Source organism: Sphingobacterium detergens, assembly GCF_003610355.1.
In the GTDB taxonomy this organism is placed as follows: domain Bacteria; phylum Bacteroidota; class Bacteroidia; order Sphingobacteriales; family Sphingobacteriaceae; genus Sphingobacterium; species Sphingobacterium detergens.
In genome coordinates, this window is record NZ_RAPY01000001.1 from 1,026,831 (window position 1) to 1,049,166 (window position 22,336).

20 protein-coding genes are annotated in these 22,336 nt (G+C 37.6%); 8 read left to right on the plus strand and 12 right to left on the minus strand.

Features of this window, described 5'->3' with window-relative positions; genetic code table 11:
• Positions 1-223: 223 nt before the first annotated feature.
• Positions 224-1,075 (minus strand): AraC family transcriptional regulator, encoded by an 852-nt coding sequence (locus DFQ12_RS04490; RefSeq protein WP_244211675.1) that lies wholly within the window; start codon positions 1,073-1,075, stop codon positions 224-226.
• Positions 1,076-1,160: 85 nt separating this feature from the next.
• On the opposite strand from DFQ12_RS04490, the gene DFQ12_RS04495 reads away from it, so the two are divergent.
• The 4 genes from DFQ12_RS04495 to DFQ12_RS04515 all read left to right on the plus strand — a co-directional run bounded on the left by DFQ12_RS04495 (position 1,161) and on the right by DFQ12_RS04515 (position 5,552).
• Positions 1,161-2,342, plus strand: coding sequence for an MFS transporter (locus DFQ12_RS04495; RefSeq protein WP_120257807.1), 1,182 nt, complete (start codon positions 1,161-1,163; stop codon positions 2,340-2,342).
• A gap of 207 nt (positions 2,343-2,549) precedes the next feature.
• Positions 2,550-3,137, plus strand: coding sequence for a Crp/Fnr family transcriptional regulator (locus DFQ12_RS04500; RefSeq protein ID WP_120257808.1), 588 nt, complete (start codon positions 2,550-2,552; stop codon positions 3,135-3,137).
• Positions 3,138-3,239: 102 nt separating this feature from the next.
• A complete protein-coding gene (locus DFQ12_RS04505) occupies positions 3,240-3,743 on the plus strand; it encodes a GNAT family N-acetyltransferase (protein ID WP_120259221.1) in 504 nt (167 codons plus the stop codon).
• 882 nt (positions 3,744-4,625) lie between these two features.
• Positions 4,626-5,552: a hypothetical protein gene (locus DFQ12_RS04515; RefSeq protein WP_120257810.1), complete on the plus strand. Its 927-nt coding sequence runs from the start codon at positions 4,626-4,628 to the stop codon at positions 5,550-5,552.
• A gap of 44 nt (positions 5,553-5,596) precedes the next feature.
• On the opposite strand, the gene DFQ12_RS04520 is transcribed toward DFQ12_RS04515, so the two are convergent.
• From DFQ12_RS04520 to DFQ12_RS04565, 10 genes are all read right to left on the minus strand, one after another.
• Complete coding sequence (locus DFQ12_RS04520) at positions 5,597-6,487, minus strand: nucleotidyltransferase domain-containing protein (protein ID WP_120257811.1); 891 nt, start codon at positions 6,485-6,487, stop codon at positions 5,597-5,599.
• 139 nt (positions 6,488-6,626) lie between these two features.
• Positions 6,627-7,610, minus strand: a complete 984-nt coding sequence (locus DFQ12_RS04525; protein WP_120257812.1) for an alpha/beta hydrolase — start codon at positions 7,608-7,610, stop codon at positions 6,627-6,629.
• A 58-nt stretch (positions 7,611-7,668) separates the two neighbouring features.
• Complete coding sequence (locus DFQ12_RS04530) at positions 7,669-8,358, minus strand: type 1 glutamine amidotransferase domain-containing protein (protein WP_244211676.1); 690 nt, start codon at positions 8,356-8,358, stop codon at positions 7,669-7,671.
• A gap of 104 nt (positions 8,359-8,462) precedes the next feature.
• Positions 8,463-9,374, minus strand: a complete 912-nt coding sequence (locus DFQ12_RS04535; protein WP_120257814.1) for a helix-turn-helix domain-containing protein — start codon at positions 9,372-9,374, stop codon at positions 8,463-8,465.
• A 40-nt stretch (positions 9,375-9,414) separates the two neighbouring features.
• Positions 9,415-10,350 (minus strand): NAD-dependent epimerase/dehydratase family protein, encoded by a 936-nt coding sequence (locus DFQ12_RS04540; RefSeq protein WP_120257815.1) that lies wholly within the window; start codon positions 10,348-10,350, stop codon positions 9,415-9,417.
• Between the two features lie 103 nt (positions 10,351-10,453).
• Positions 10,454-12,172 carry a M14 family metallopeptidase gene (locus tag DFQ12_RS04545; RefSeq protein ID WP_120257816.1) on the minus strand — a complete coding sequence of 573 codons (1,719 nt, stop codon included), beginning with the start codon at positions 12,170-12,172 and terminating at the stop codon, positions 10,454-10,456.
• Between the two features lie 94 nt (positions 12,173-12,266).
• Positions 12,267-13,046 (minus strand): hypothetical protein, encoded by a 780-nt coding sequence (locus DFQ12_RS04550; RefSeq protein ID WP_147420329.1) that lies wholly within the window; start codon positions 13,044-13,046, stop codon positions 12,267-12,269.
• Between the two features lie 263 nt (positions 13,047-13,309).
• Entirely contained in the window at positions 13,310-14,221 is a 912-nt protein-coding gene (locus DFQ12_RS04555) for a cation transporter (protein ID WP_120257818.1), read from the minus strand.
• Positions 14,222-14,688: 467 nt separating this feature from the next.
• Positions 14,689-15,744, minus strand: coding sequence for a DUF6807 domain-containing protein (locus DFQ12_RS04560; protein WP_120257819.1), 1,056 nt, complete (start codon positions 15,742-15,744; stop codon positions 14,689-14,691).
• Positions 15,745-15,772: 28 nt separating this feature from the next.
• Positions 15,773-17,137: a Gfo/Idh/MocA family protein gene (locus tag DFQ12_RS04565; RefSeq protein ID WP_120257820.1), complete on the minus strand. Its 1,365-nt coding sequence runs from the start codon at positions 17,135-17,137 to the stop codon at positions 15,773-15,775.
• A 353-nt stretch (positions 17,138-17,490) separates the two neighbouring features.
• Here DFQ12_RS04565 and DFQ12_RS04570 point away from each other — a divergent pair, with 353 nt between their 5' ends.
• From DFQ12_RS04570 to DFQ12_RS04585, 4 genes are all read left to right on the plus strand, one after another.
• Positions 17,491-17,703, plus strand: a complete 213-nt coding sequence (locus DFQ12_RS04570) for a hypothetical protein (RefSeq protein ID WP_120257821.1) — start codon at positions 17,491-17,493, stop codon at positions 17,701-17,703.
• A 2-nt stretch (positions 17,704-17,705) separates the two neighbouring features.
• Complete coding sequence (locus DFQ12_RS04575; RefSeq protein WP_120257822.1) at positions 17,706-18,251, plus strand: hypothetical protein; 546 nt, start codon at positions 17,706-17,708, stop codon at positions 18,249-18,251.
• A 72-nt stretch (positions 18,252-18,323) separates the two neighbouring features.
• Positions 18,324-18,983 carry a FadR/GntR family transcriptional regulator gene (locus tag DFQ12_RS04580; RefSeq protein WP_120257823.1) on the plus strand — a complete coding sequence of 220 codons (660 nt, stop codon included), beginning with the start codon at positions 18,324-18,326 and terminating at the stop codon, positions 18,981-18,983.
• Positions 18,984-19,071: 88 nt separating this feature from the next.
• Positions 19,072-20,292, plus strand: a complete 1,221-nt coding sequence (locus DFQ12_RS04585; protein WP_120257824.1) for an MFS transporter — start codon at positions 19,072-19,074, stop codon at positions 20,290-20,292.
• 49 nt (positions 20,293-20,341) lie between these two features.
• Here the strand turns inward: DFQ12_RS04585 and DFQ12_RS04590 are convergent, their stop codons facing one another.
• Positions 20,342-22,219 (minus strand): RagB/SusD family nutrient uptake outer membrane protein, encoded by a 1,878-nt coding sequence (locus DFQ12_RS04590; protein WP_120257825.1) that lies wholly within the window; start codon positions 22,217-22,219, stop codon positions 20,342-20,344.
• Between the last annotated feature and the right edge of the window lie 117 nt (positions 22,220-22,336).

Genomic DNA, 22,336 nt, shown 5'->3' on the forward strand with positions numbered 1-22,336 from the left:
TTCTTCCTGAAACCTAATTATTTCTTCTTTAGAAAAAGCAATGAGTATCTCTTTCAGCTTTTCCTACGAAGTGCGGCCTTTTCTACAATAGCCCAAAAGCATTTGGATGTTTCAATATTTTCCATTTATATATTTATCGCAAATCAATTCTAATCATTTATTCAAGCTTTCTATCATTCGTTTGCTATGGAATTTCTTGGTACAGGTAGCTCCGATGTATTATTTAAGCTTGTAGCGCTGTTTGTCCTTTTGTCTTTCTGAATTCAGTCAAGCTCATTACATGCCGCTTTTTAAAGAATTTATTGAGATGGCTTTCGTCGGAAAAGCCAAATTCGGAAACAATTTCATTAACCCGCATATCGCTGAAAAGAAGCCTATGCTCAATCAATCTTATTTTATAATTCAATATATAATGCTGGATAGTTTCACCACATTGCTTTTTAAAGTAGCTACCGAGATAGCTTTCAGAGAAACCAAATTTTTGTGCTATGGAAGAAACCTTTAACAGCGCTGGATCATGGATGTTTCCTTGGATATAATTAATGATATCCAAGGCCCTCTTGTCTGTATTAGAGGCTACATGCTCTACTCTCATCTTTGAAATATTGCGTGCAGCAATTACAATAATAGCATTCACATAGTGTAGTGTCAGCTCTTCATGAAAGAGGTCTGGATGATTGATATTATGAAGAAGCGACGATACAATCGAATCAACCAAAATAACATCAGGTTTATTCTGTAAGATGCAGCCCGACAAATAGGAAGCACCGTATAATAGGCACTCCATAGAATTAATACTATTCCATTTGTAATCCTTAACATAACGTTCGCTAAACTTGATAAGCAAAAGTTCCGTTTTCTCGACAATTTCCAAATAGTGCTGATCATTTGGTGTAAGGAGGATCAGGCTGCCTTCGCTGTATGAGGCTGTATTGTTATTTATCTTAAGGAATCCTTTTCCGCAAATCACATATATGATTTGAAAAAAAGAGAACTGATTGTCTTTTAGTGGACAGTTTACCTCCTTATGATGTTCTACTTTGACCAGTTGGTCGATATTCTCGCGTTTCATCATGTAAAAATACCTATTTATCATTAAAATATACTGATTTTTTATAATTTTTCTGTTCAATTTTGCTATACATAAATTTTAGACATCAATGAAAAATTCAATCTACGTCCTGGCCCTGGGCGCCTTTGGCATAATCACCACTGAATTTGGGATAGTTGGCATCCTTCCGACAATTAGTCGGCAATTCCAGGTATCGATAGATACCGCGGGGTGGTTGCTTAGTGCTTTTGCCATAACTGTCGCAGTCTCCTCTCCTTTTATCACTTCATTCACGACCAAAATAAATCGAAAACTCCTTTTGTGTTTGGTCATGAGCATATTCGTTTTTTCAAACTTAATCTCAGCATTTTCGTCAAATTTCTCGGTACTCATGGTCGCCCGTATACTACCAGCCATTTTACATCCCCTATTCTGGAATATCTCTATTGCCATAGCTTTTAAAAACAGTGGTGCAAAAGGTGTTTCTACAGTGATGTTAGGGCTAAGCTTAGCTACAGTATTAGGTATTCCATTAACGACCTATGCTGTAGATCTCTTCCACAATTGGCAGGCTTCGTTCTTCCTCAGTAGCGCAATCAGTTTGATTGCCTTTATCGGTCTATTACTCTTCATACCTTCGATCCCAGCAGATAACACGAAATCTGCACAGAATCAGATGTCTGTTCTAAAAAGCCCGCAATTGTGGCTCAATCTGATTTCTACCATTTGTACATTAGCAGCAATGTTTTCTAGTTATACTTATCTTACCGCCTATCTTGAGCAAATTACAAAAATGGATGGAGCACAGATCAGTATCATGTTGCTTCTTTTTGGTGGCATGGGAACTTTAGGAAACTGGCTTATGGGATTAGCCCTGAATAGAAATGTGCTATTGACTGCAAGACTATTTTTGGCTTCTTTAATTACAGTACAGGTTTTAGCTTACTACCTTGGTGGAATCTTCACGCCAATGGTCGTTATTGTTTCCCTTTGGGGAATGATTCATACGGGAGGCTTTTTAGTTTCAAATATCAGAACGACACAGTCTGTTCCTCATCATGCCTTAGAATTTGTCAATAGCTTACTTACTTCATCATTCAATATTGGCATATCCTTAGGTGCATTTCTCGGTGGAATAATAAGTGCATATTACGGAGTTCATTATGTTTTATGGGTAAGTATTCTGTTGCTCGCAGTAACATTCGCTATGAGTTTCGTCAGTTTTCCAAAAGAAAATACAGAAAGTGAAGAGACAATGCACGCAAAACTTGCTCCATCGGTCTGTGAATAAACGTTGAAACGATATCAGCTGCTTTGTGGTGTAACTTAAGCAACCTCCGGCAACGGAAAGGTTGCTTTTGTGTATTCTAACATAATTTAATAAAAGAATTGTTATAGAAATAAACGACAATAGAAAGCACAATCGATACTTTATAAAACAAACACAAAATTTACACGACGCAATTACTACTATCTTAAATTTGCTATTTTTATCCTTATGGAAGAATCGTTGAAACAACTCTTTAAGGAAAAAATATACTCATATCATAAAATTTCACAAGTTTCATTTGAGAATCTTTTAGAAATAGCAACAGTTGTGAACCTCGAAAGAAATCAAGTACTTGTGCAACAGGGTTCCATTGGGCGGGAGTTTTGCTTTTTGCACACAGGTTATTTAAGAGCATATATAAGTGATGAAAAGGGACAAATTTATAACAAGAATATTGCCGTTGGGGGTGACTTTGTCGCATCCACAGTTTCCTGCATTCTAAATCGTCCCTCAAAATTTACCCTTCAAGCCATAACCCACTGTTCATTATTGAGTCTTTCCTATAAAAAGTTCAGAGAACTGCTTTTCCAAACAGACGACCTAAAATCCTTTTATATTCATTATCTTGAAAAGAATTGGGTCATCGATAAAGAAGAACGAGAAGTATCCATCGTCATGGAGGAAGCTCAAATTAGATATGAGAAATTTTTAAAACGTCATTCTAATATAGAGAATTACGTACCCTTACGGGATATCGCTTCCCATCTCGGTATTACCCCCACTCAGCTTAGCAGAATTCGTAAGCAGTTAAAATAATATTTTTATCAACATATGTAAAGCACTATGCGATCTCAGTCTTATAACTTTGATTTATAAAATAACAAAAGAAAATATTTCATGAATTATATGTTAAGGGATATGATACGAAAGAGTCTAAATTCAGAATTCGATACGATCTACGAAATTATTAACGATGCATCTACAGCTTACAAGGGTAAGATACCTGAAGACCGGTGGAAAGAGCCTTATATGGATGAACACGAGTTGCGGGAACAAATTGCTGATGGGGTTGAATTTTGGTGCTATCACCAAGATAACACTATACTTGGTGTAATGGGGATTCAACACAAATCAGATGTGACCCTAATCCGCCACGCATATGTGAGGACGACAGCCAGAAACAATGGAATTGGTGGCAAATTGTTAAAACACCTTTCAACACTTACCAATAAACCCATCCTAATCGGCACTTGGGCTAATGCCAATTGGGCAATTGATTTCTATGTAAAAAACGGCTTTTGTCAAGTTAGCCATATAGAAAAAGAAGAATTACTGCGGAAATATTGGAATATCCCGTTGCGACAAATTGAGACATCAGTCGTGCTTGTCAGTTCAGATTTTGATAGTAAGTTAGCGTTCTGAGGTATCGTACTGACCCCAAAGCATGAGATCATGAATATTGGTATCACCGACCGTGTCCAGTATGCGCCCATCTCACATCATCAAATTTGCCTGTTTCATCATAAGATGAAACGTGGCTCCCCCGGTAACAGCTAATTTTTAACTGGGTCCAAAGAGATTACCTCTATTGATCCTTGATAACAGGCGCTACTATCATACTTTGTCATAAATACGAAGCCAGGCTTATCAATTTCCCTATATTTCTTTATAATACGGTTTAATTTTGCTGTCACTATTGAATCTTCCATTGCTGGGGTATGGCGATCTCCAACCTCCGATCTGAAACTGCAAACGCTAAACATGGATTTACCCATAAGGAACAAACCTATTAACGGAACAAGAAAATATCTTTTTGGCATAATTATGTATTTTATATGTTCAAATCTTAGACAAGCATGTGCTTATCTCGAATTGTTTAGCCAAACTTAAAAGTTACTGGTATCTTGTTGAAAAAATAGTGACTAGTTTCGATGATTTAATGACGAAATAAGTTTATCAAAAAATGCAGGAGATCATACCAAATGGAGCTTGTTTGATAAAATTACTGAAGATGAATAGAATTTAGCCCGAATTGAATTCTTGAAAATTTTAAAAATCACTCAAATTCCCAATCGTATAAAAGATAAAATTATGAAAACGCTACTTGAGACTATCAATCATACTGAAGACTATAATATTAAATGCTATGTAACTATTACAATTTCAACTTTTATTGAATATTCCCAGAGTAGAAAGCCCTTTCAATATTTATCGGTTATCGGTCAATAAAATTTATTGTCACTTATTGTATTTATGGTTAAATTAATGTTATATTTATGTTAATCCCCAAAACAACAATAAATTATGGCAAAATCTGCAAAAATTCAATCTCCTAAAAAAGAATTAAAAAATCAAGTAATTACTCATCTACACAGTGCAATCGAGTATTTGCGTGCTCATTTGAGCGAAAAGGAGTTTCGTAACCGGATAGAAAAAACCGCCAAATTATTGACAGAAGGTATTAAAAACAAGGATTTAAAGAAAGTAAGCCTTAAATCAGCAAAAGAAAAACTTGTAAAAAAAGAACTTGTTGTTGATAAGAGTAAGTCTACTCCTATCAAAGAAAATACGCCTAAAGCATCAGCTAAAAAAACACTAATTAAAGATGCTCAACCAGTTACTAAAACAAACAGCGTTGATAATCAACAACCTAAAGTCGCTCAAGTAACAGTTACAAATACTCCTAGTTCAACCAAACAACAGCCTAAGACCGCGCCTACAAAAACAACATCACCGGCTCCTAAAGCAGCTGCAGTTAATTCGTCGACAAAAAGCAGTGCTCCCAAAGTTGTGCAAACAGCTGCCAAAAATACCCCTAGTTCAACCAAACAACAGCCTAAGGTCGCGCCTACAAAAACAACATCACCGGCTCCTAAAACAACTGCAGTTAAATCACCAGCCAAAAGCAGGGCCACCAAAGTTGTGCAAACAGCAGCCAAAAATACCCCTAGTTCAACCAAACAACAGCCTAAGGTCGCGCCTACAAAGGCAACATCACCGGCTCCTAAAACAACTGCAGTTAAATCACCAGCCAAAAGCAGGGCCACCAAAGTTGTGCAAACAGCAGCCAAAAATACCCCTAGTTCAACCAAACAACAGCCTAAGGTCGCGCCTACAAAGGCAACATCACCGGCTCCTAAAACAACTGCAGTTAAATCACCAGCCAAAAGCAGGGCCACCAAAGTTGTGCAAACAGCAGCCAAAAATACCGAAGATACTAAAGCAACATAATTTACCTCTTATTTCCAGTGATATTCAAATAGGTCCGATCTGTATTACTTCTTAAAATCAAATTTTGGGTGATATAAACCCTTGGTGAGAAGGACCACTTCATTAAATAGATTTTTCAATTCGGCTGTATTTTTTTCCAAGGATTTTATATCCAAAGTCAAAATAACATTCACTTTATTTTCAAGATTTTGAGGCGTAATTTTTGCCTTTGAAAGCAATTGGATGGCATACTTATCGCTGATAGGATATGTTTCATTTAATGCGAACAATGTTTCCACCAAACTTTTCAATATACGGGCAAAGCTTCCGGACAGATTGTACATGTCTTTGTTTGAAGTGAAGCCATCAAGATGCGCCAATGTAAATTCTGCTGACCAGAGAGCCGTATTTATCACACTTTCTTTTAATGCCTGGGGATATTTTGTGGACAGCCGCTTTAACCGATTTATAATACCTTTTGCATCATACAAAGGAATACAAGCAATACATTCTGCCAAATAAATCATTGATGTAAATCCATAAGGTGGCTGTTGTTCATAATGGTTTTCCCATTTGCCCACTTGTGCTTCGTCAATCGTATTTTCAATCTGATTTATATTTCTATATAAAATATCTACTTTTCCCACTTCTGTATGCATCCAAGCGCCACCGTTTACCCATGGTCCCCATTCATAAAAACCAACGACTACAGGAGTATCATCCATTGTGTATTTTTTCGCAAATTCTCTGATGTCTTGGATTGAAAAAGGCTGCTTTCCGTTATAATAAATGGCTATATCAATATCGGAGTTTTCATTTGCTCTTCCCGTCGCATGTGATCCCCCCAATGCAATCGCCTCAATGTGTTCTATCGCGCTTAGATCTTCAACAAAGCGTTCAATAAAATGTCTCTTCCTATCTGTTAAACTTATGATATCTTTCAGTATGTCCTTCATCTAACTCATTAATTTTTTAATCTCAAATGTGAATGTAAACAGTACGCTACCAGACAATAAAGGTATATACTTTATTCTAATATAACTTTTACGACATCACTGAATAAAATATATACCTTAATCTAAAATTCACTTGCTGCTATTTTCTAAATAGCGCCTTTTTGAGCGCTAGCGCGCCCTGTTCTGTTGAAAGCTTCACTGCTTCGATATGATCCAAAGGATTCAATAATCCATAGTCATGAATAAACCCATTATAAGTTTGAATAGTAGTTGGGACACCTGCTTCATCTAATTTTCTAGCATAGGCTAATCCCTCGTCAAACAAGATATCGTTTTCCGCTAGCTGGACCAATGCCGGCGGAAGTCCCTTCAACTGTTCTATCGAAGCATTGAAAGGTGTTGCATAATATTCTTTACGTTTTGCGGTATCCGGTAGATAATTCGCCCACATCCACTTCATTAACGGCGCTGTAAGAAATCGTCCTTCAGCATATTTCTGCCAAGACTCACGAGAGAAATCGGCATCTGTGACCGGCCATAACAACAATTGAAATTTTATCTCTGGACCAGCTTTGTCCTTGGCCATTAGACAGAGAACAGCAGTCATATTACCACCAACACTATTTCCGGCAGCAGCCAAATTTTGACCATCTACACCAATTTCAGCGCCATTTTCGGAGACCCATTTCGTAGCGGCATATATTTGGTTGATAGCAACAGGGTATTGGGCTTCAGGCGAGGGCGTATAATCTGTAAAAACTGCAGCTGCACCACTATTTACCACTAAATCCCGTACTAATCTCCGATGTGTTGGATAATCTCCTAATATCCAACCGCCGCCGTGCGTAAACATAAATACCGGAAGGTTTTCGGAAGCAGCATGTGCAGGTTTTACGATATGTATATTCACTGTAACTCCGTCCTGCGTAATTTCTCTTTCTGTTTCGGTAATACCAGAATAGTCGACTTTTACTGATTTTTGTGCATCGACTAGTACTTGTCTTGCCTCTTCGGGTGTCAATGTTTCTAATGGTTTACCGCCGCTATTATTTAGCGCTTTCAAAAATTCTCGGATACCCAAAAGGATTTGCGGATCGTTTTCCGCTGTCATGTTCTGTGCCATAATTAGAATTTTAATGATTAACGTAACTATTGTTGATCGTTGAGTTCAATTTAATAATTTATTTCCCCTCAAGTTGTCGGACAACAACCTTGGCCATCTCCTTGGAACTAAAAGGATTTTGTCCTGTGATAAGGTGGCCATCGACTTCTACGTTTGCAGTCATCGGGATAAACGCCTTTTTAAGATTCGCTCCACGTGCCTTGATAGCCGCTTCAAGATTAAACGGTACTTTTTTCTTTCTACCAGCAATTGTTTCTTCAAACCAGTCAAAGCCAGTAATTGTTTTTCCTTTGATCAGATATTCGCCATTGGAAAGCTTGACATTAAGTAGTCCCCCTACGCCATGGCAAATCGCAGCAACATTTTTCCCACTTTCGTACTGTGTCTTAATGATAGATTGTATTGTTAAATCATCCGGAAAATCATACATCGTACCATGGCCCCCCGCAAGATAGATCAAATCGTAATCTTCATCTGCGACTTCGGTCAATCGTTTACTATTATTCAACAATTTTCGGAAACTGTCTTCATTCCAATATCTTTTAGAAGTTTGATCAAGTGTAAAATGTTTGAGGCTTTCGGGATCGACGGGAATATCACCTCCTTTAGGGCTCGCAATCGTAACCGCGTAGCCCCTCTCCTTCGCGGCATGATACAAATGGGTCAGCTCACTCAACCATAAACCGGTTGCTAGCTTACTATTTGCATATACACCAACATTGGTCACAATAATTAAGATTTTCAGCATGCTCATCTTTATTTCCTTTAGTATAACAAAGTTCTATGGAAACAGTTGAAATGAAGTAACCGAAATAAGGAAAGTTGTAGCCAAATCTCTGTAACAGACAGGCACTAATTAAATGATACCCTAAATTCTAATGGAGAAATCGAGGTACGGCTTTTAAATAAGCGATGAAAAGATTGCGGATGTTCAAAGCCCAAATGGTATGCAATTTCGGAAACAGACATCTCGGTGGTTGAGAGCAGTTCTTTCGCTTTTTCAACAAGCCGATTCTGAATATGCTGTTGTGTTGTTTGTCCAGTTTGAACCCGAAGCATATCACTGAGATAGTTTGCACTGAGATTCAATTGTGCTGCAATAGAATGAACACTGGGGATCCCATTTTCAATCAATTTATCATTCTTGAAATAATCATCCAATAAGATTTCCAGTTTAGAAAGTAGATCGTTGTTTGCTTTTTTTCTTGTCAGAAATTGACGGTTATAAAAACGGTCACAATATTTTAATAAGAGGTCAAGATTAGAGATTAGCAAATCTTGTGTGAACGCATCCATATTTGCATCTATTTCCCTTTCAATATTGTCTATAATATCTGTAATGGATTTTTCCTCCTTATCCGAAAGATGCAAAGCTTCATTTGCTGTATAAGAAAAGTATCCATATGCTCTTACCTGGGATGCTAGTGTATATCCATGTAGGAAATCTAGATGAACAACCAGAACAAAGCCTTGAACACCGTTCAATAGTACATCTTTAAATTGCAATACCTGATGTGGAGCGATAAAATACATGATACCCTCATCAAAATCATAATATTGTTGACCATACCTGCATTTTCCTCCTGTACAGTCCTTTTTTAAAGCAATAACATAAAAATCTGTCGTCACTGCGCTGAGAATAGTTTCTGATTCTAGCCTGACCTGATCAAAATTAAATACACTGATCAATGGGTTTGAAGGTTTTGTCAATCCCAAAAATTGATGCAGTGTCCTAATTGATGAAACCTTCTCCGGGGTTTTCATGTGTTCATTGTCGAGTTTATATAATACGAATTTACTTATTCTATTTTGATTGTGAGCTGTTCATTTTTATCAAACTGATGCCCTGATGGTACGATGTTACCTGAAACTCCGGAAATCTGTTCCGAAATTTTGAATCATCGAATATATTGTCATATTCATATCTTGGAAGAAGCTCAAGTAGCTCTTTTAATCGCTTATTAAATAGTGCTCCTATCTTAAATACAAACTTTGGCACAACGGTATACTGTAGTTCCTTATTGTAAATACCAGACGCGATACGAATAAACTCCTTATAGGTAGGGTATTTTTTGTCAACAGGAAGATGCCAGGTCTGGCCAAATGCATCAGGTGTATTTCCGATCAAAGCCGTTGCTCGACTTGCATCTGGTGTCCATATCAGACTTCTTTTCTTACCCGCGCTCAATGGTACCCTGAGTTTCTTATCTTCCTTAATGTTATTAAAAATGAGGGTGTTGGTAATGCTCTGGGTTTTACCTGGTCCATAAAATTCAGGTGCCCGACATATAACTGCGTCAAGTTCACCAGACTCGATTTCACTTAATACCATTTCGGCCATTTTCCTTCTTACATTCCCTTTTCTTCCTACTGGAGCAAATGCCGTTTCTTCAGTTAAAACATGATCATTCTGAGGATACATGTAAGTGTTATCAAAAAATACAAGTTTTGTTCCACTGATCTTACAAGCGTCAATCACGTTCCTTAAAATAAGGGGAAACTGTTCTTCCCACAATGCCGAATTAATCGGAAGACCTAATGTAAAATAGGCAATTTTACTTCCTCTCACTGCTTCAACTGCTTCCTTGTATACGGAAAGATCGGCTGAAAATACCTCGTCCGTATCATTTACCTTTTTTGCATTTCTGCTGACAATGCGAATAGCTGAAGTAAAGTTTTTCTTAAGCTCCCTTGCCAGTTCTTCGCCAATCTGTCCATTGGCACCTAATATTGTTTGCATATTATTTTGTTTTACCTATAGACACAAAGTTCTGAAGAACTGTAATAATCAGTGTAACTCAATTAGGGAAATCTGTAACAGAATCTCTGCCATTTATAAGTACCTAAGGCATAATCCTAAAAATAGGATAAAGAAGGTGTGACTTTTCATAATAGTTTGAATGTTTGTATACCCAATCTAACTGTGCTTTTCCGTCAGCAGCAAATTTTGGATTGCTTGCTTTCTCTTTATCAAATGCAGATTTTAGATCTTTATCTTCTTTTAAAAGTTTTGCAGCAGTATCTTCAAAAACATAGGCCGAATAGTATTCTTTTTGGCCTAAAATCGCATCAAAGAAATTCCAGTTGAAATAGGAATCAATCGCTTCTGGTTCGAGTGTTTCCAAAAGAAATTTTACCCCTTCTTGATTTAGCGAGACCAAGAAGTCCCCAGCTCTGAACTTAATTTCCTTCAATTCTTTGAATACATAAGTATCATAATGGAGATAATGTCCCTCATAAGGGTTTGAAGTTGTCTTAAAATCTTTAATCTTATATTGTTCTACTGTAATAATAGAATCCTTTTGTATTGGATTCAATTTGATCTGATTGAGTTTCAGTAAATCAATAATTTTCCATTCGGATTGTGGAATTACATAATACTTTGGTATAGTAATCTCTTTGGTTGGGATATAGGTGTTATACAATTTAACTTGTTTTGAAAATTTGGCATTTCGGTCATACCATAATCTACTTTCTGAGGAAACTTCACTCGACTTATATTTAGCCTCAAAACCTTTAAAATCGATGTTTTCATATTTTGTAGAATCGAGTTTCCACATAATGGGATATCTATTCCCTATACGATACTGTTTGAGATTTTCTATTCTTTTTTGTCGGATAGCTTTATGGTTCTCATCAATAAATTTGAGGTTATATAGCATATAATCATATGTTGCCTTTACCCGTTCTTTATAAGGTTTCAACATATGTGTTTCCACGACGGTACCAATTACATTGAATAGACTTGTATAGCCTGTTGCATATCGCGGCGAATCCATAAAAACTGGAAAACCACCATCGGGAACATCATTATGAATATTGACATAGGGGACTGAAATAAAACCGTTATTTTCAAGATCCATAAGTAGTTTTCGTTGCATATGACCATTAAAATAGTCTCCTAGCTCCTTTCCCAAACGCTCCTTATTGGTGGAAATATAGGTGAATGCATATTGATAATCTGCTCCATTACTGACATGGTTGTCAATAAACACATCCGGTTTTATCCATTGAAAAATCTGCTGAAAACTCCTCGAATTTCTGGTATCTGTTTTTATAAAATCCCTATTTAAATCGTAATTTCTTGCGTTCCCACGAAACCCATACTCCTCCGGTCCGTTTTGATTCGCTCTAGAAAAACCATTTCGATTTAGCATTCCACTTACATTATAGCTAGCGATGGCAGCAATAATTACATTTTTAGGCGCTTTTATTCTTCCCGTCGCCAAATCTCTCATAAGCATCATTGTTGCGTCAATTCCATCTGGCTCACCTGGATGAATCCCATTATTGATAAACAACACTGACTTGTCTTTTCTCGAACCTTCCAAAGTTTGTCCTGAGGGGTTGAAAATCACTACATCAATCGGAGCCTTATTATCGTCCTCCCCCCTTGTTTCATAACTGATCGCTGGAAATTGCTTTGACAATCCCCAATAGAATTCGCGCATTTCTTCAAAAGTCGTGGATTGATTGCCATTACCTTTTTCGTACGGTGTAAGATTTTGAGAATAGAGTGTATTAGAAATCAGTAGAAGGAATAAAATTGGAAGTTTTTTCATGAAATCAATTTATAAGATCTAATTTAGAAAAAACTTATTGAAATCTATGTCTTATGAACGGTAGTCGAAAAACTACTGAGAATCATTTTTATTATTAATAATGATCTTCTATCGCTGTGCATTTCATACGTGGAAAACCTAAAGAAGCCAATAAAAGAAAAGTAAACGTGGCGTAGAATAGCAAGTTCATTGCACCCTGATAATTGCCGACTACCGTAAGCCCAAAGCATAACATTGAAAAAATGATTATGCAAAGTAGCAATGCTATCTTAAACCATGGTTTTGGCTCACTTATTAAAAATTCACCTTTGAAGATACTTACAAAGAGTAACACAACAACAGTTTGCTCAAATATCCCAATGAGGAGGATCATGCTTGTAGTACCACCTGGAAGCTTTGAAATAAAACTACCATGAAACATATCCACATATTTTGGAAGAACAGTTTCCATATGGAAAAGTTTCTCATATCCAGGTATTCCCATCGTATAGAGTATCATCAGATAAACCGGTAAGTACATGATATAATTCCATAAACCATGCGTATAAAAGCCTTGCTGAGAATGCCGCCAACGCAGAAGTAGGTATATGACACTACTGGCAAAAAAAAACAGGGCTGCTCCTTGCTGATTCGATATAATGCGAAATATAGATCCCAAAAGTACAAAAGAGAAAAGCGTGATAAAAAGTCCCCATTTTACCGGCTGAAAACAATCCTTATTCGAAAATATATCCAATTTGATAATTGAGATAAATAAGATCAATGCAGCGATTCCGTGCATTCCGCCATTCAGACGTAGGAGCGTTATGTCTAGCGGTAGTATCTCTTGCATTGGATGTTTGGAAGCAATGTTTAGGTAACTCAATAATTCCATGGAAGTCCCTGTTAAGAGCTTCCAAGCACTGAAAGACATAAAAAGGAAAAGGGCTATGGAGAGGACAAAAAGTGACAATTTAAGCGCTGTGATATAATCGCGAGCCATATACTTTCAGATCTAGTTAGAGATACTTTACTAAAAACAAATATCTGAATTGGGAAAAAGCAGTATTAGGTTAAAATCATTAAAAAAGTGATTAAAAAAGAAACGCACGAAAAATATTTCGTCGTTTTAGTACTGAGCATCAACCTCAATAAATACTATTTTATAACCATTTCAACCATCAGATTCTGATAATGTTGCTGCAATAATTGTTCTATTCGAACTTTATAATTGATCACTGCATCGAGCGCTGTAGAACCGGCTTCGCTATGCATATAAATCAATACCAGATATAAACTTCCTGTCTTGGTGATATATAACTTGTCTATTTCCAAACCTTTCGCTGACACAGCTTCCACTATGGAATAAATATTTTCCCATTCTTTATCGGATTGCAGTTGACCACCAGCCAATTCAATAAAGTTCTGTTTAATAATATGGAAAGGCTCTCTGATCATAACAGCCTCAAAAATAAGAACAACCATAGCATCACCTATATACTGCAAGAAGGCTAAATTGGGGACCGTTTTTCCAATATAAACCATCAATAACAATGAACCTCCACCAAACAAAGAAAGATAACCATCTATCAATGCAGCTTTTGTATCTGTTATCAGCATGGTGCTCCTCCCGCCAGTTTTTCGATTGGCATGTTTATAATAAAATGCTAATCCAAAGCATAAGATAACTGACAGTAGGACCATATAGATGATAGGCCCTGTATTTACTTCATGAATCTTTCCTTTACTGAAATAATCATAGATTTTCAGACTATTCTCCCAAAGTGCAGCCGTCAGAATACCAAGGATCAGAATGCCTTTAATCAGTGCATAGAGTGACTCATAAATGAATTGTCCCCATGGAAAAGTATCTGTTTTCCTGTGCCGGATCTTAACTACATAATAACCAATGAAACTGGCGATGGCATTGACCATATTGTAATTGCCATCCAATAGCATCGCATCTGAATGCGAAAGGTAAAAAGTAAACCAACCGAAAATACCCATAATTAGGTAGACAGAGGCTCCGATCAATAAAGCCTTTCTTTCAATATATGCTTGTCGTTCCATAGCGAATCAGTTAAACAATTTGAATTCGATCAATATGGGTTTATGCTTGTAAAAAATCTGGTTTTACATCAAACCGGAATAAAACTATAGGAAATTTCAAACGATATGCTTGCGAGATAAAAAGGGCTATCGGTAATAGTAATAAAATAAAAAACCTCTTCCTTTTAGGAAGAGGATTAGAAATGATAACCAATTTCCCCATGTATCGACGCAATCATCGTACTAGTGGATACAAAAATAGGGGGTATTCACATCCTATAATTATGAATATTATTAAAAACAGAATGAAAATCATCTCTAAACTACTTTTTTCATTTGTGTTTTTGCTACTTAACTGCAGCTCCTAATAAAACTGAAGGCTTCTTCATAAGATCATTTTATTCACCTAAATAAATTATTCAAGTCAATTTCCTTCGAACTATAGCTGAAACAAAATTGTACACTGCGTTACCAAAGGTAAATCGCTATTACTTCCGATCCCTCTTATTGGAAAAAGCAAATTCTTCCCATAATCTGTTGACTGCCATTATTGACAACCTTTTTTTGTCCGATGCGATGAGGATACGATAGCGAAATGTAACTGAATTGCCCTTTTCCAATCTTAAATTCAAGACTTCATTTCCATTACTAAAAACTTTTTGTCCGAGCGGATTGGCTGCAAATAAACCATAGCCCCGTGCATGCCAATAGGTCGGATAACCGACATTATCTGGATTGTCCATGATCACAATGCTAATAGTATCCTTTCCCTTTTGTCCATAAAGCATACACCATTTCCCACGCGTACCCCAAGCATCATCATCCACCTTATTCTCACTTGTTATGTAATGGCCTATGGTATTACTCTCAGAATTACCCTTAATTGTTGTTACAGAACCATGCATATCTGTAAACTGCCGTTCTTCTTTGGAAGGCAATTCCAGTTCATGTGCCACGCGCAAGCCTAATAGCCCATCCTTAACATCGGCAAAAGAAACAGCTTCCATAGCAGTAAATGTTGTCGTCCGGTCGATGACTCGAAAGTTGGTCGTTGCCGTAAAAGTAAATGCGGTATGCTCTTTCAATAGCACATGTTTTTTAATGTCGCACCAGTCTGCCGTGTATTTTATGACACCTGCTGTACCGCTTTTAGTTTCGGAAATGGCCGTTGTTTTTATCCAGCCATATTTGTTTTTCTTAATTTCGGGTATGGCAGACGAGTTATTCCAAAAATCAAGACCATTGACACTTTCATAGTTCATCCACAAGCCTATATGATGTGGGTGATCCGTTGGTTCATTAGGACGTGGGGCCAATGGAAACCCTCGGGTAATAACTTCGCCATTGGCTGCAAAAATCGGATACAATGTAGGTTTTTCCAAATTATCTGGATAGATAAACGCGGTGAAGGGGCTATCATCTGCCATAACGATAATTTCTTTACGTGCACTGTCTTCCCGAACGGTTATGAATTGCTTTTTTTGGGCGGAGACTATGGGTATAATGGCCGCCAGAAATAGCGTAAATGAGAGTATTTTTTTCATTTTTTTGATTGATCTGAATTAAACCCCGCTAATATTTGAATACTTTTCCTCCCGCAATCACTTCTTGTTGCTTATCGTCGAAAATAACCCTTTCGCCTGTCCTGTAGGCCGCATTTGCCATAATAACTGCAATAGAATGGTTATAGCCCGCTTCAATTGGTGCGTTGGGTTCTTTACGGTTGCGGACACATTCCATCCAGTTGCGTATATGTGCCATGGTGACAACATCCCCACCGGTATTCGCCGCTGTACCAACACGGATATTATTCAGACTAATATCCGGCAATAAATTTGCCTTCATTCCCATTGCACTAGCGTACTCTTCAGTCAGACCACCTGTAGCTGAGATGTTATTGGTATCCAAATTGAGCGTTCCGCCGTTGCTGTAATAAATTTCCTTTACCTCCTCCCCGTTCAGGACACCTGAATTTGTCTGCCTGGATTTAAACAATACCTGAAATCCTTTAGTCAGATCGTCTAATGGACCGTAATCAAATACAGCAGTAAAGGTGTCCGCATTTTCTCTTCCATCTTTCCAAAGATAGTTTCCTCCATTTACAACTACACTACGTGGGTGTGGTAAACCTGTAAACCAATGCACAGTATCAATCTGATGGCATAGCCATTGTCCGGGAATACCAGATGAATAGGGCCAAAATAATCGATACTCCAGATAATGTCTGGCATTGAAAGGTTCATACGGGCGATTAAGCAAAAAGCGTTTCCAGTCAGTATCTTCCTCTTTTAGCTTCGCCACTAGATCAGGTCTACGCCATCGTCCCGGCTGATTTACGTTCCAAGTGAGTTCAACCATGACAATATCGCCAAATTTTCCGCTTTTAATAAAATTATTTGCGGCAAAGTAATTTAAACCGCTCCGACGTTGTGAACCGATCTGCACGATCCTCTTACTATCTTTAACGGCCTTTAGTACCGCACGTGCATCTTCCATCGTATCGGCTAATGGTTTTTCGACATAGACATCTTTACCAGCATGAACAGCTTCTATCGTATGTATAGCATGCTGAAAGTCGGAAGTTGAAACAAATACAGCGTCAATATCCTTGATGTCGTACATGGCCTCATTATTTAGACATGGTTTAATGGCATGTCCTAACTTTTGTTTCCAGAAGTCAGCACCTTCCTCTCGGCGCAACTTCCAGATATCGCTTACAGCAATAATATCAAAATTCAAATCTTTATAGGCCGCGAGAAACGAAGGTGCATGTGCCCCTTTATGTCTATCTGAAAATCCAACCACTCCAATATTGATGCGATCATTTGCACCAATAATCCGTCGATAACTTGAAGCACTGAAAGCATGTGTTCCTGTATACATACTGGCTCCCAGCAATCCCGCTTTTTTAATAAAATCTCTACGTGAATTAATCATTTTTAAAGTTTTAGTTGGTTAACAAAAGAATATTTTTGGTGTTTTGTTTTCTTTTGACAACATACTGCTCATTCAAAACGTAACAAATAGTATTTTTTTTAGCTAAAAAATTCCTCAATCAGCATTGACCACATAGATCGGAGAAATATTAGCAAGCATAGACAGTCAGCCCACCCCATGCCTGCGGTTACCTGCCTTTTAGCTATTTCGATTTCCAAACCGCGGATACTTTTATACAAACATACAAAAGAAATACTCAGAAATCTATGTATTTTATGTTAATATAATTTTAGTATTTAACAATATCTGTTTATATTTAAAAACAAACCTGACAACATTTAATTAAATACTAAATGAAAAAAATAATCCCGGAAGAAGAACTGATCACAATCGGAAGGATGCAAAAGGATCCTTTTATAATGGCAATCGAAGAAAAAATAGCCTGGAAAAAAGACCTAGGACAAAATATCCGCCATCATCTGTTCTCACAGCAATTACCTTTGATCTATCATAAGAACGGACAAATGATTGCTGAGTACTTGGATGGGACAATTCAATTTATCTGAATATGGCAACAATCTACCTAATAGCGGGACCACCAAACATTGGAAAAAGCACTTGTGGACCATATTTTATACCCGAAGGCATTAAAATACTTGATGCTGATCTCATTGTACAGCGTTATCGCGAGCTCGGAATAATGAATGGATACAAACGGTTCGAGAAAATGTTGCAGGATAAGCTTCTAGCTAATCAGGATTTTGCGATAGAAATCAATTTAGGATTGAAAAAGCATTTCGACCTGTTGAGACAAATAAAAGCTTTCCACCCTGATAATAGAATCGAAATATTATTTTTCTATACAGACAATCTCGACATTTGTCTGGCTCGGGCACAAAATCGGAAGAGTAGCCAAATACCTCGCAGTTTAGAAAATATTGAGGATTTATACATTCGGGCACTCCCACTCCTGAAACGCAATTTGGATATTTTCGATATATTAAAAGGAGTAGATGTGCGGGAAAACCACATAGAGCCCGAAATTATTTTTCAATATCAATATGCTTCAGCAGATATTGAAGTATCCGAAAAACTCCCACAATGGGCCCGATAATAAAATTGAAAATTTATTTGTGTTGTAGCTGAATTTTATTTTACCTTTGCAATCATCAGATGATATGACTATATGAAAAATGAACACATCGTACGAAGATCCTTGGCTGAAGAAGTCGCTGCCGCAATTGAAGAAAAAATCAAATTGGGTAATTTTCCGGTGGATTCAAAACTCCCTACTGAACCCGAGCTGATGAAACAATTTGCTGTTGGAAGATCTACAATTCGGGAAGCAATAAAGTATTTAAGTCAATCTGGTTATCTAAATGTACAACAAGGTTTGGGAACATTTATCAAAAGTGTGACCGGACACCATGCACTTGATGCAAAAATTGAAAAAGGCAATTTTAACGATATTTTCGAGGTTAGGCACGTTCTAGAATTGAAAATCATTGAAAAAGCCGCAATAAATCGTAGCCCAAAAGGATTGAAAGATATGGCTCTTGCGCTTAAAAATAGAGCAAAACATGCCATTAGCGGAGATCTTATCGCTTGTGTAGAAGCAGATATCGCTTTTCATAGCGCAATCGCCGAATCTTGTGGAAATAATATTCTAACAGCGTTATACAATACCTTATCGGTTCACGTGAATAAATTTTTTATGGAAATCTATAAGGATACAACACCCTTCATTGCATCACAAAAGCAACATGAGGAGCTGATGGAAGCTATTAAAGATAAAAACATCCAACAAGCTGTTGCTGTCGCAAATCAAATTATCCAACATAAATAATTTTTAAAAGCTTTCGTAGTAAAAATCACGAAAACCAAACAATAATAAATAACGTCACAAAACATCAGATGACCTGATGTATTAATTTATGAAAACAGAATCTTTAAAAGCAGATGGTTCTTGGAATAGTTCCCAGACGGTCTACCCTATTTTATTTGCAATTAGTATTTCTCATCTATTGAATGATCTTATTCAATCAGTTATTCCAGCTGTTTATCCGCTGTTAAAATCTAATTATGCTCTTAGCTTTACGCAAATTGGCATTATCACCCTAGTATTTCAACTGACAGCTTCCATTCTGCAACCTTTTGTTGGACTTTACACAGATAAGAATCCTACGCCAAGATCCTTGACTATCGGAATGTTGTTTTCCCTCGCCGGTTTGCTTTGTATTGCCTTTGCTTCCAGTTTTATCTATATCTTACTATCAGTAAGCCTGATAGGCATGGGATCTTCTATTTTTCATCCTGAGGCCTCCCGTGTTGCGCACTTAGCTTCTGGTGGCAAAAAAGGATTGGCGCAATCAATTTTTCAGGTTGGCGGAAATGCTGGTGGTGCAATAGGTCCCCTCCTAGCGGCACTGATTGTTATCCCATTTGGCCAACAATACATCGGCGTTTTTGGTGTATTGGCAATTCTAGCCATTTTAATTCTTACCTATGTCGGAAATTGGTACCAATTGCATCTTAAACCAAAAACTACGGTCAGCACATCTAGTGCGACACCAGTAAAATCGAGTTTTTCCAGATCCAAAATCATCTTTGCTCTAGTTATCCTGTTGATTCTTATATTTTCAAAGTATTTCTACATGGCATCTATGACCAGCTATTTTACATTTTATCTTATCGATAAGTTTGGCATTACTGTACAAGAATCACAAATTTATCTTTTTGTTTTTCTTGCATCCGTAGCGGTTGGAACAATACTCGGTGGCCCATTAGGCGATCGTTACGGCCGTAAACTCATTATTTGGGTTTCAATACTTGGTGCGGCGCCCTTTACATTACTTTTGCCACATGTGGGGCTGACATTAACGATGATACTGTCTATTCTGATCGGACTAATTATATCTTCTGCTTTCTCTGCCATATTGGTTTACGCTACAGAATTGATTCCGGGAAAAGTAGGCATGATCGCTGGACTCTTCTTTGGACTTGCCTTTGGTATGGGTGGAATTGGTTCTGCCATTTTGGGATGGCTCGCGGATAGAACTTCCATTGAACACGTCTTTAACATCTGTGCCTATCTTCCATTGATCGGTATTGCAACGGGCTTATTACCCAATATTGAACGTCAGAAAAAGGCTTGATAAAAAAACATCTCTCCGATAATTACCGGAGAGATGTTTCTAAAGCTATCTAATATCCCGGGTTCTGAATAAGTTGGGTATTTCTATTTATTTCATCACGATGTAAAGAAGTAAAATACATCTTATCATCCCAGTTTCTATTTTCGATTCCTGGATCAATATTGCTTACAAAATATTTGTAACTATAATTGCTCGGATCATATTTATACAATGTCACTTTCTTATTGTCTTTTAGCGTTCCTGTGATATTGATGATATTGGCTTTACGTCCTATCGTTTCTGCAGCGATCATCCAGCGTCTTGCATCAAAAAAGCGATGCTCTTCATAAGCCAATTCTATTCGGCGCTCATTCCGGTAGCGGTTTTTGAGTGCTGCCCCTGTCTCTTCAACTGCAATTGCAGGCATTCCTGCTCTGAATCGAATTCTATTTAGCCAAGTTCTTGCTTCCGCCTCTTCGCCTAATTCGATACAGGCCTCCACATAGTTTAATACAGCTTCAGTATAACGCAACATCGGCCAGGGAATACGTTGTCTTGTATTTTGATCTTCCTGAGCAGGATCAGGATCAACAAACTTCCGCATATAATACCCCGTTCTTGAGCCATTCCAGTCTTCAACAGGACTTTTTCTGGTATCTAAACCAAAATGCGTGACTTTACTACCTTGCGCATTAACAATTTCATATTGACCGGTTTGGATCTGATTGCTGGGATCCCTTTTTGTCACATCGGCCGTCCTTGGTTTCCAGTCGGAACCATCGTATAGAATTGTTGCCTTCAATCTCGGATCACGGTTTTGATAGGGAGCAGCAGCCATGGCGGCATTGGACCAATCAAATTTTTGTCCCTTATCGGTCTCATAATCATCAACAAGCAATTGTATAGGTGTATTTCCCGCCCAGTTGTGATAACCATTTGGTCCATTATCACGTCCAACCCATCCACCCCGTTCGTCTTTTTCATTAATGAAAAAACGGCCTAAAATGATGTCTTTGGCTCCTGCAGCATCTGCCATTTTACTTCCACCCCCTAGCGACAAGGCCATATAGTTTGCAGTTCCCTCTGTTGCCGATACGGGCTTGGTCATATCCAGTTTATAGGCAAAGCTGGCCCGATCCAAGACAGCTTTTGCCGCTTCCTTGGCTTTTGTCCAGCGCTCAGTCTGGCTACCACTGGTATACATCAAATATTCCGGTTTTGTATAAGCTTTCAAGAGGGCGGATTTAGCACCGGCTTTATTAGCATCATGAAGATCACTCGCAGCATATAACAACACACGGGATTTTAGCGCCAAAGCCGCTGTTTCACTTGCCCTCCCTTTGGCTGGCGTTATATCCTTTAAAAGTAGCGCTGCACTATCTAGATCTTTGACGATCGCGTCTACACATTCAGCATAGCTATTTCTGGGCTTCATAAAATCCTTATCATTTAAGGTATAGATCTTATTATCTACGGGTACACCGCCATAGAAACGTAAGAGTTGCTGATAATAATATCCACGCAAGAAATACGCCTCTCCTAATATTTTATTTGCTTTTACTTGATCAAATTTTGCCTGTCTCAAATTTGAAATAGCAATATTGCTTGCCCGAATACGTACATACATACGTCCATATTCGTAGGTATCCATGATATAACCTTGATCAGCTGGATTAGACCGTGATTCAGTTACTGTATTAATCCCTCGATTTGGGTGAGTGAATAGTGCTTCATCTGTCATAGAAGCCATCTCTTGTTCGTAGAAACCGCCCACACCAAAACCATTGTATATTTCAACCACAAAAGCATCTGACAGCCCTGGATCAGACCACACCAGTTCGTTAGGAACTTCACTAAGCGGCTTTGTATTCACGAAATCGTCGTTACAGGACTGAAGTCCAGACGATAATACAAGTATAGATAGTGATATATTTACAATTTTTTTCATTTTCTTATCTGATTTATTTTTCTGAGAATAAATTTCTAAAGGTTATTCGTTGTACCCAAAACCTATTGGTCCATAAGTACGGACAGCAAGCCTTTCTTTATTTTCATAATTTTATAC

Bases quoted from the DNA above. Each gene is read 5' to 3' on its own strand.
- DFQ12_RS04490 (WP_244211675.1), bottom strand. From the start codon at position 1,075: ATGATGAAACGCGAGAATATCGACCAACTGGTCAAAGTAGAACATCAT.
- DFQ12_RS04495 (WP_120257807.1), top strand. From the start codon at position 1,161: ATGAAAAATTCAATCTACGTCCTGGCCCTGGGCGCCTTTGGCATAATC.
- DFQ12_RS04500 (WP_120257808.1), top strand. From the start codon at position 2,550: ATGGAAGAATCGTTGAAACAACTCTTTAAGGAAAAAATATACTCATAT.
- DFQ12_RS04505 (WP_120259221.1), top strand. From the start codon at position 3,240: ATGATACGAAAGAGTCTAAATTCAGAATTCGATACGATCTACGAAATT.
- DFQ12_RS04515 (WP_120257810.1), top strand. From the start codon at position 4,626: ATGGCAAAATCTGCAAAAATTCAATCTCCTAAAAAAGAATTAAAAAAT.
- DFQ12_RS04520 (WP_120257811.1), bottom strand. From the start codon at position 6,487: ATGAAGGACATACTGAAAGATATCATAAGTTTAACAGATAGGAAGAGA.
- DFQ12_RS04525 (WP_120257812.1), bottom strand. From the start codon at position 7,610: ATGGCACAGAACATGACAGCGGAAAACGATCCGCAAATCCTTTTGGGT.
- DFQ12_RS04530 (WP_244211676.1), bottom strand. From the start codon at position 8,358: ATGCTGAAAATCTTAATTATTGTGACCAATGTTGGTGTATATGCAAAT.
- DFQ12_RS04535 (WP_120257814.1), bottom strand. From the start codon at position 9,374: ATGAAAACCCCGGAGAAGGTTTCATCAATTAGGACACTGCATCAATTT.
- DFQ12_RS04540 (WP_120257815.1), bottom strand. From the start codon at position 10,350: ATGCAAACAATATTAGGTGCCAATGGACAGATTGGCGAAGAACTGGCA.
- DFQ12_RS04545 (WP_120257816.1), bottom strand. From the start codon at position 12,172: ATGAAAAAACTTCCAATTTTATTCCTTCTACTGATTTCTAATACACTC.
- DFQ12_RS04550 (WP_147420329.1), bottom strand. From the start codon at position 13,046: ATGGAATTATTGAGTTACCTAAACATTGCTTCCAAACATCCAATGCAA.
- DFQ12_RS04555 (WP_120257818.1), bottom strand. From the start codon at position 14,221: ATGGAACGACAAGCATATATTGAAAGAAAGGCTTTATTGATCGGAGCC.
- DFQ12_RS04560 (WP_120257819.1), bottom strand. From the start codon at position 15,744: ATGAAAAAAATACTCTCATTTACGCTATTTCTGGCGGCCATTATACCC.
- DFQ12_RS04565 (WP_120257820.1), bottom strand. From the start codon at position 17,137: ATGATTAATTCACGTAGAGATTTTATTAAAAAAGCGGGATTGCTGGGA.
- DFQ12_RS04570 (WP_120257821.1), top strand. From the start codon at position 17,491: ATGAAAAAAATAATCCCGGAAGAAGAACTGATCACAATCGGAAGGATG.
- DFQ12_RS04575 (WP_120257822.1), top strand. From the start codon at position 17,706: ATGGCAACAATCTACCTAATAGCGGGACCACCAAACATTGGAAAAAGC.
- DFQ12_RS04580 (WP_120257823.1), top strand. From the start codon at position 18,324: ATGAAAAATGAACACATCGTACGAAGATCCTTGGCTGAAGAAGTCGCT.
- DFQ12_RS04585 (WP_120257824.1), top strand. From the start codon at position 19,072: ATGAAAACAGAATCTTTAAAAGCAGATGGTTCTTGGAATAGTTCCCAG.
- DFQ12_RS04590 (WP_120257825.1), bottom strand. From the start codon at position 22,219: ATGAAAAAAATTGTAAATATATCACTATCTATACTTGTATTATCGTCT.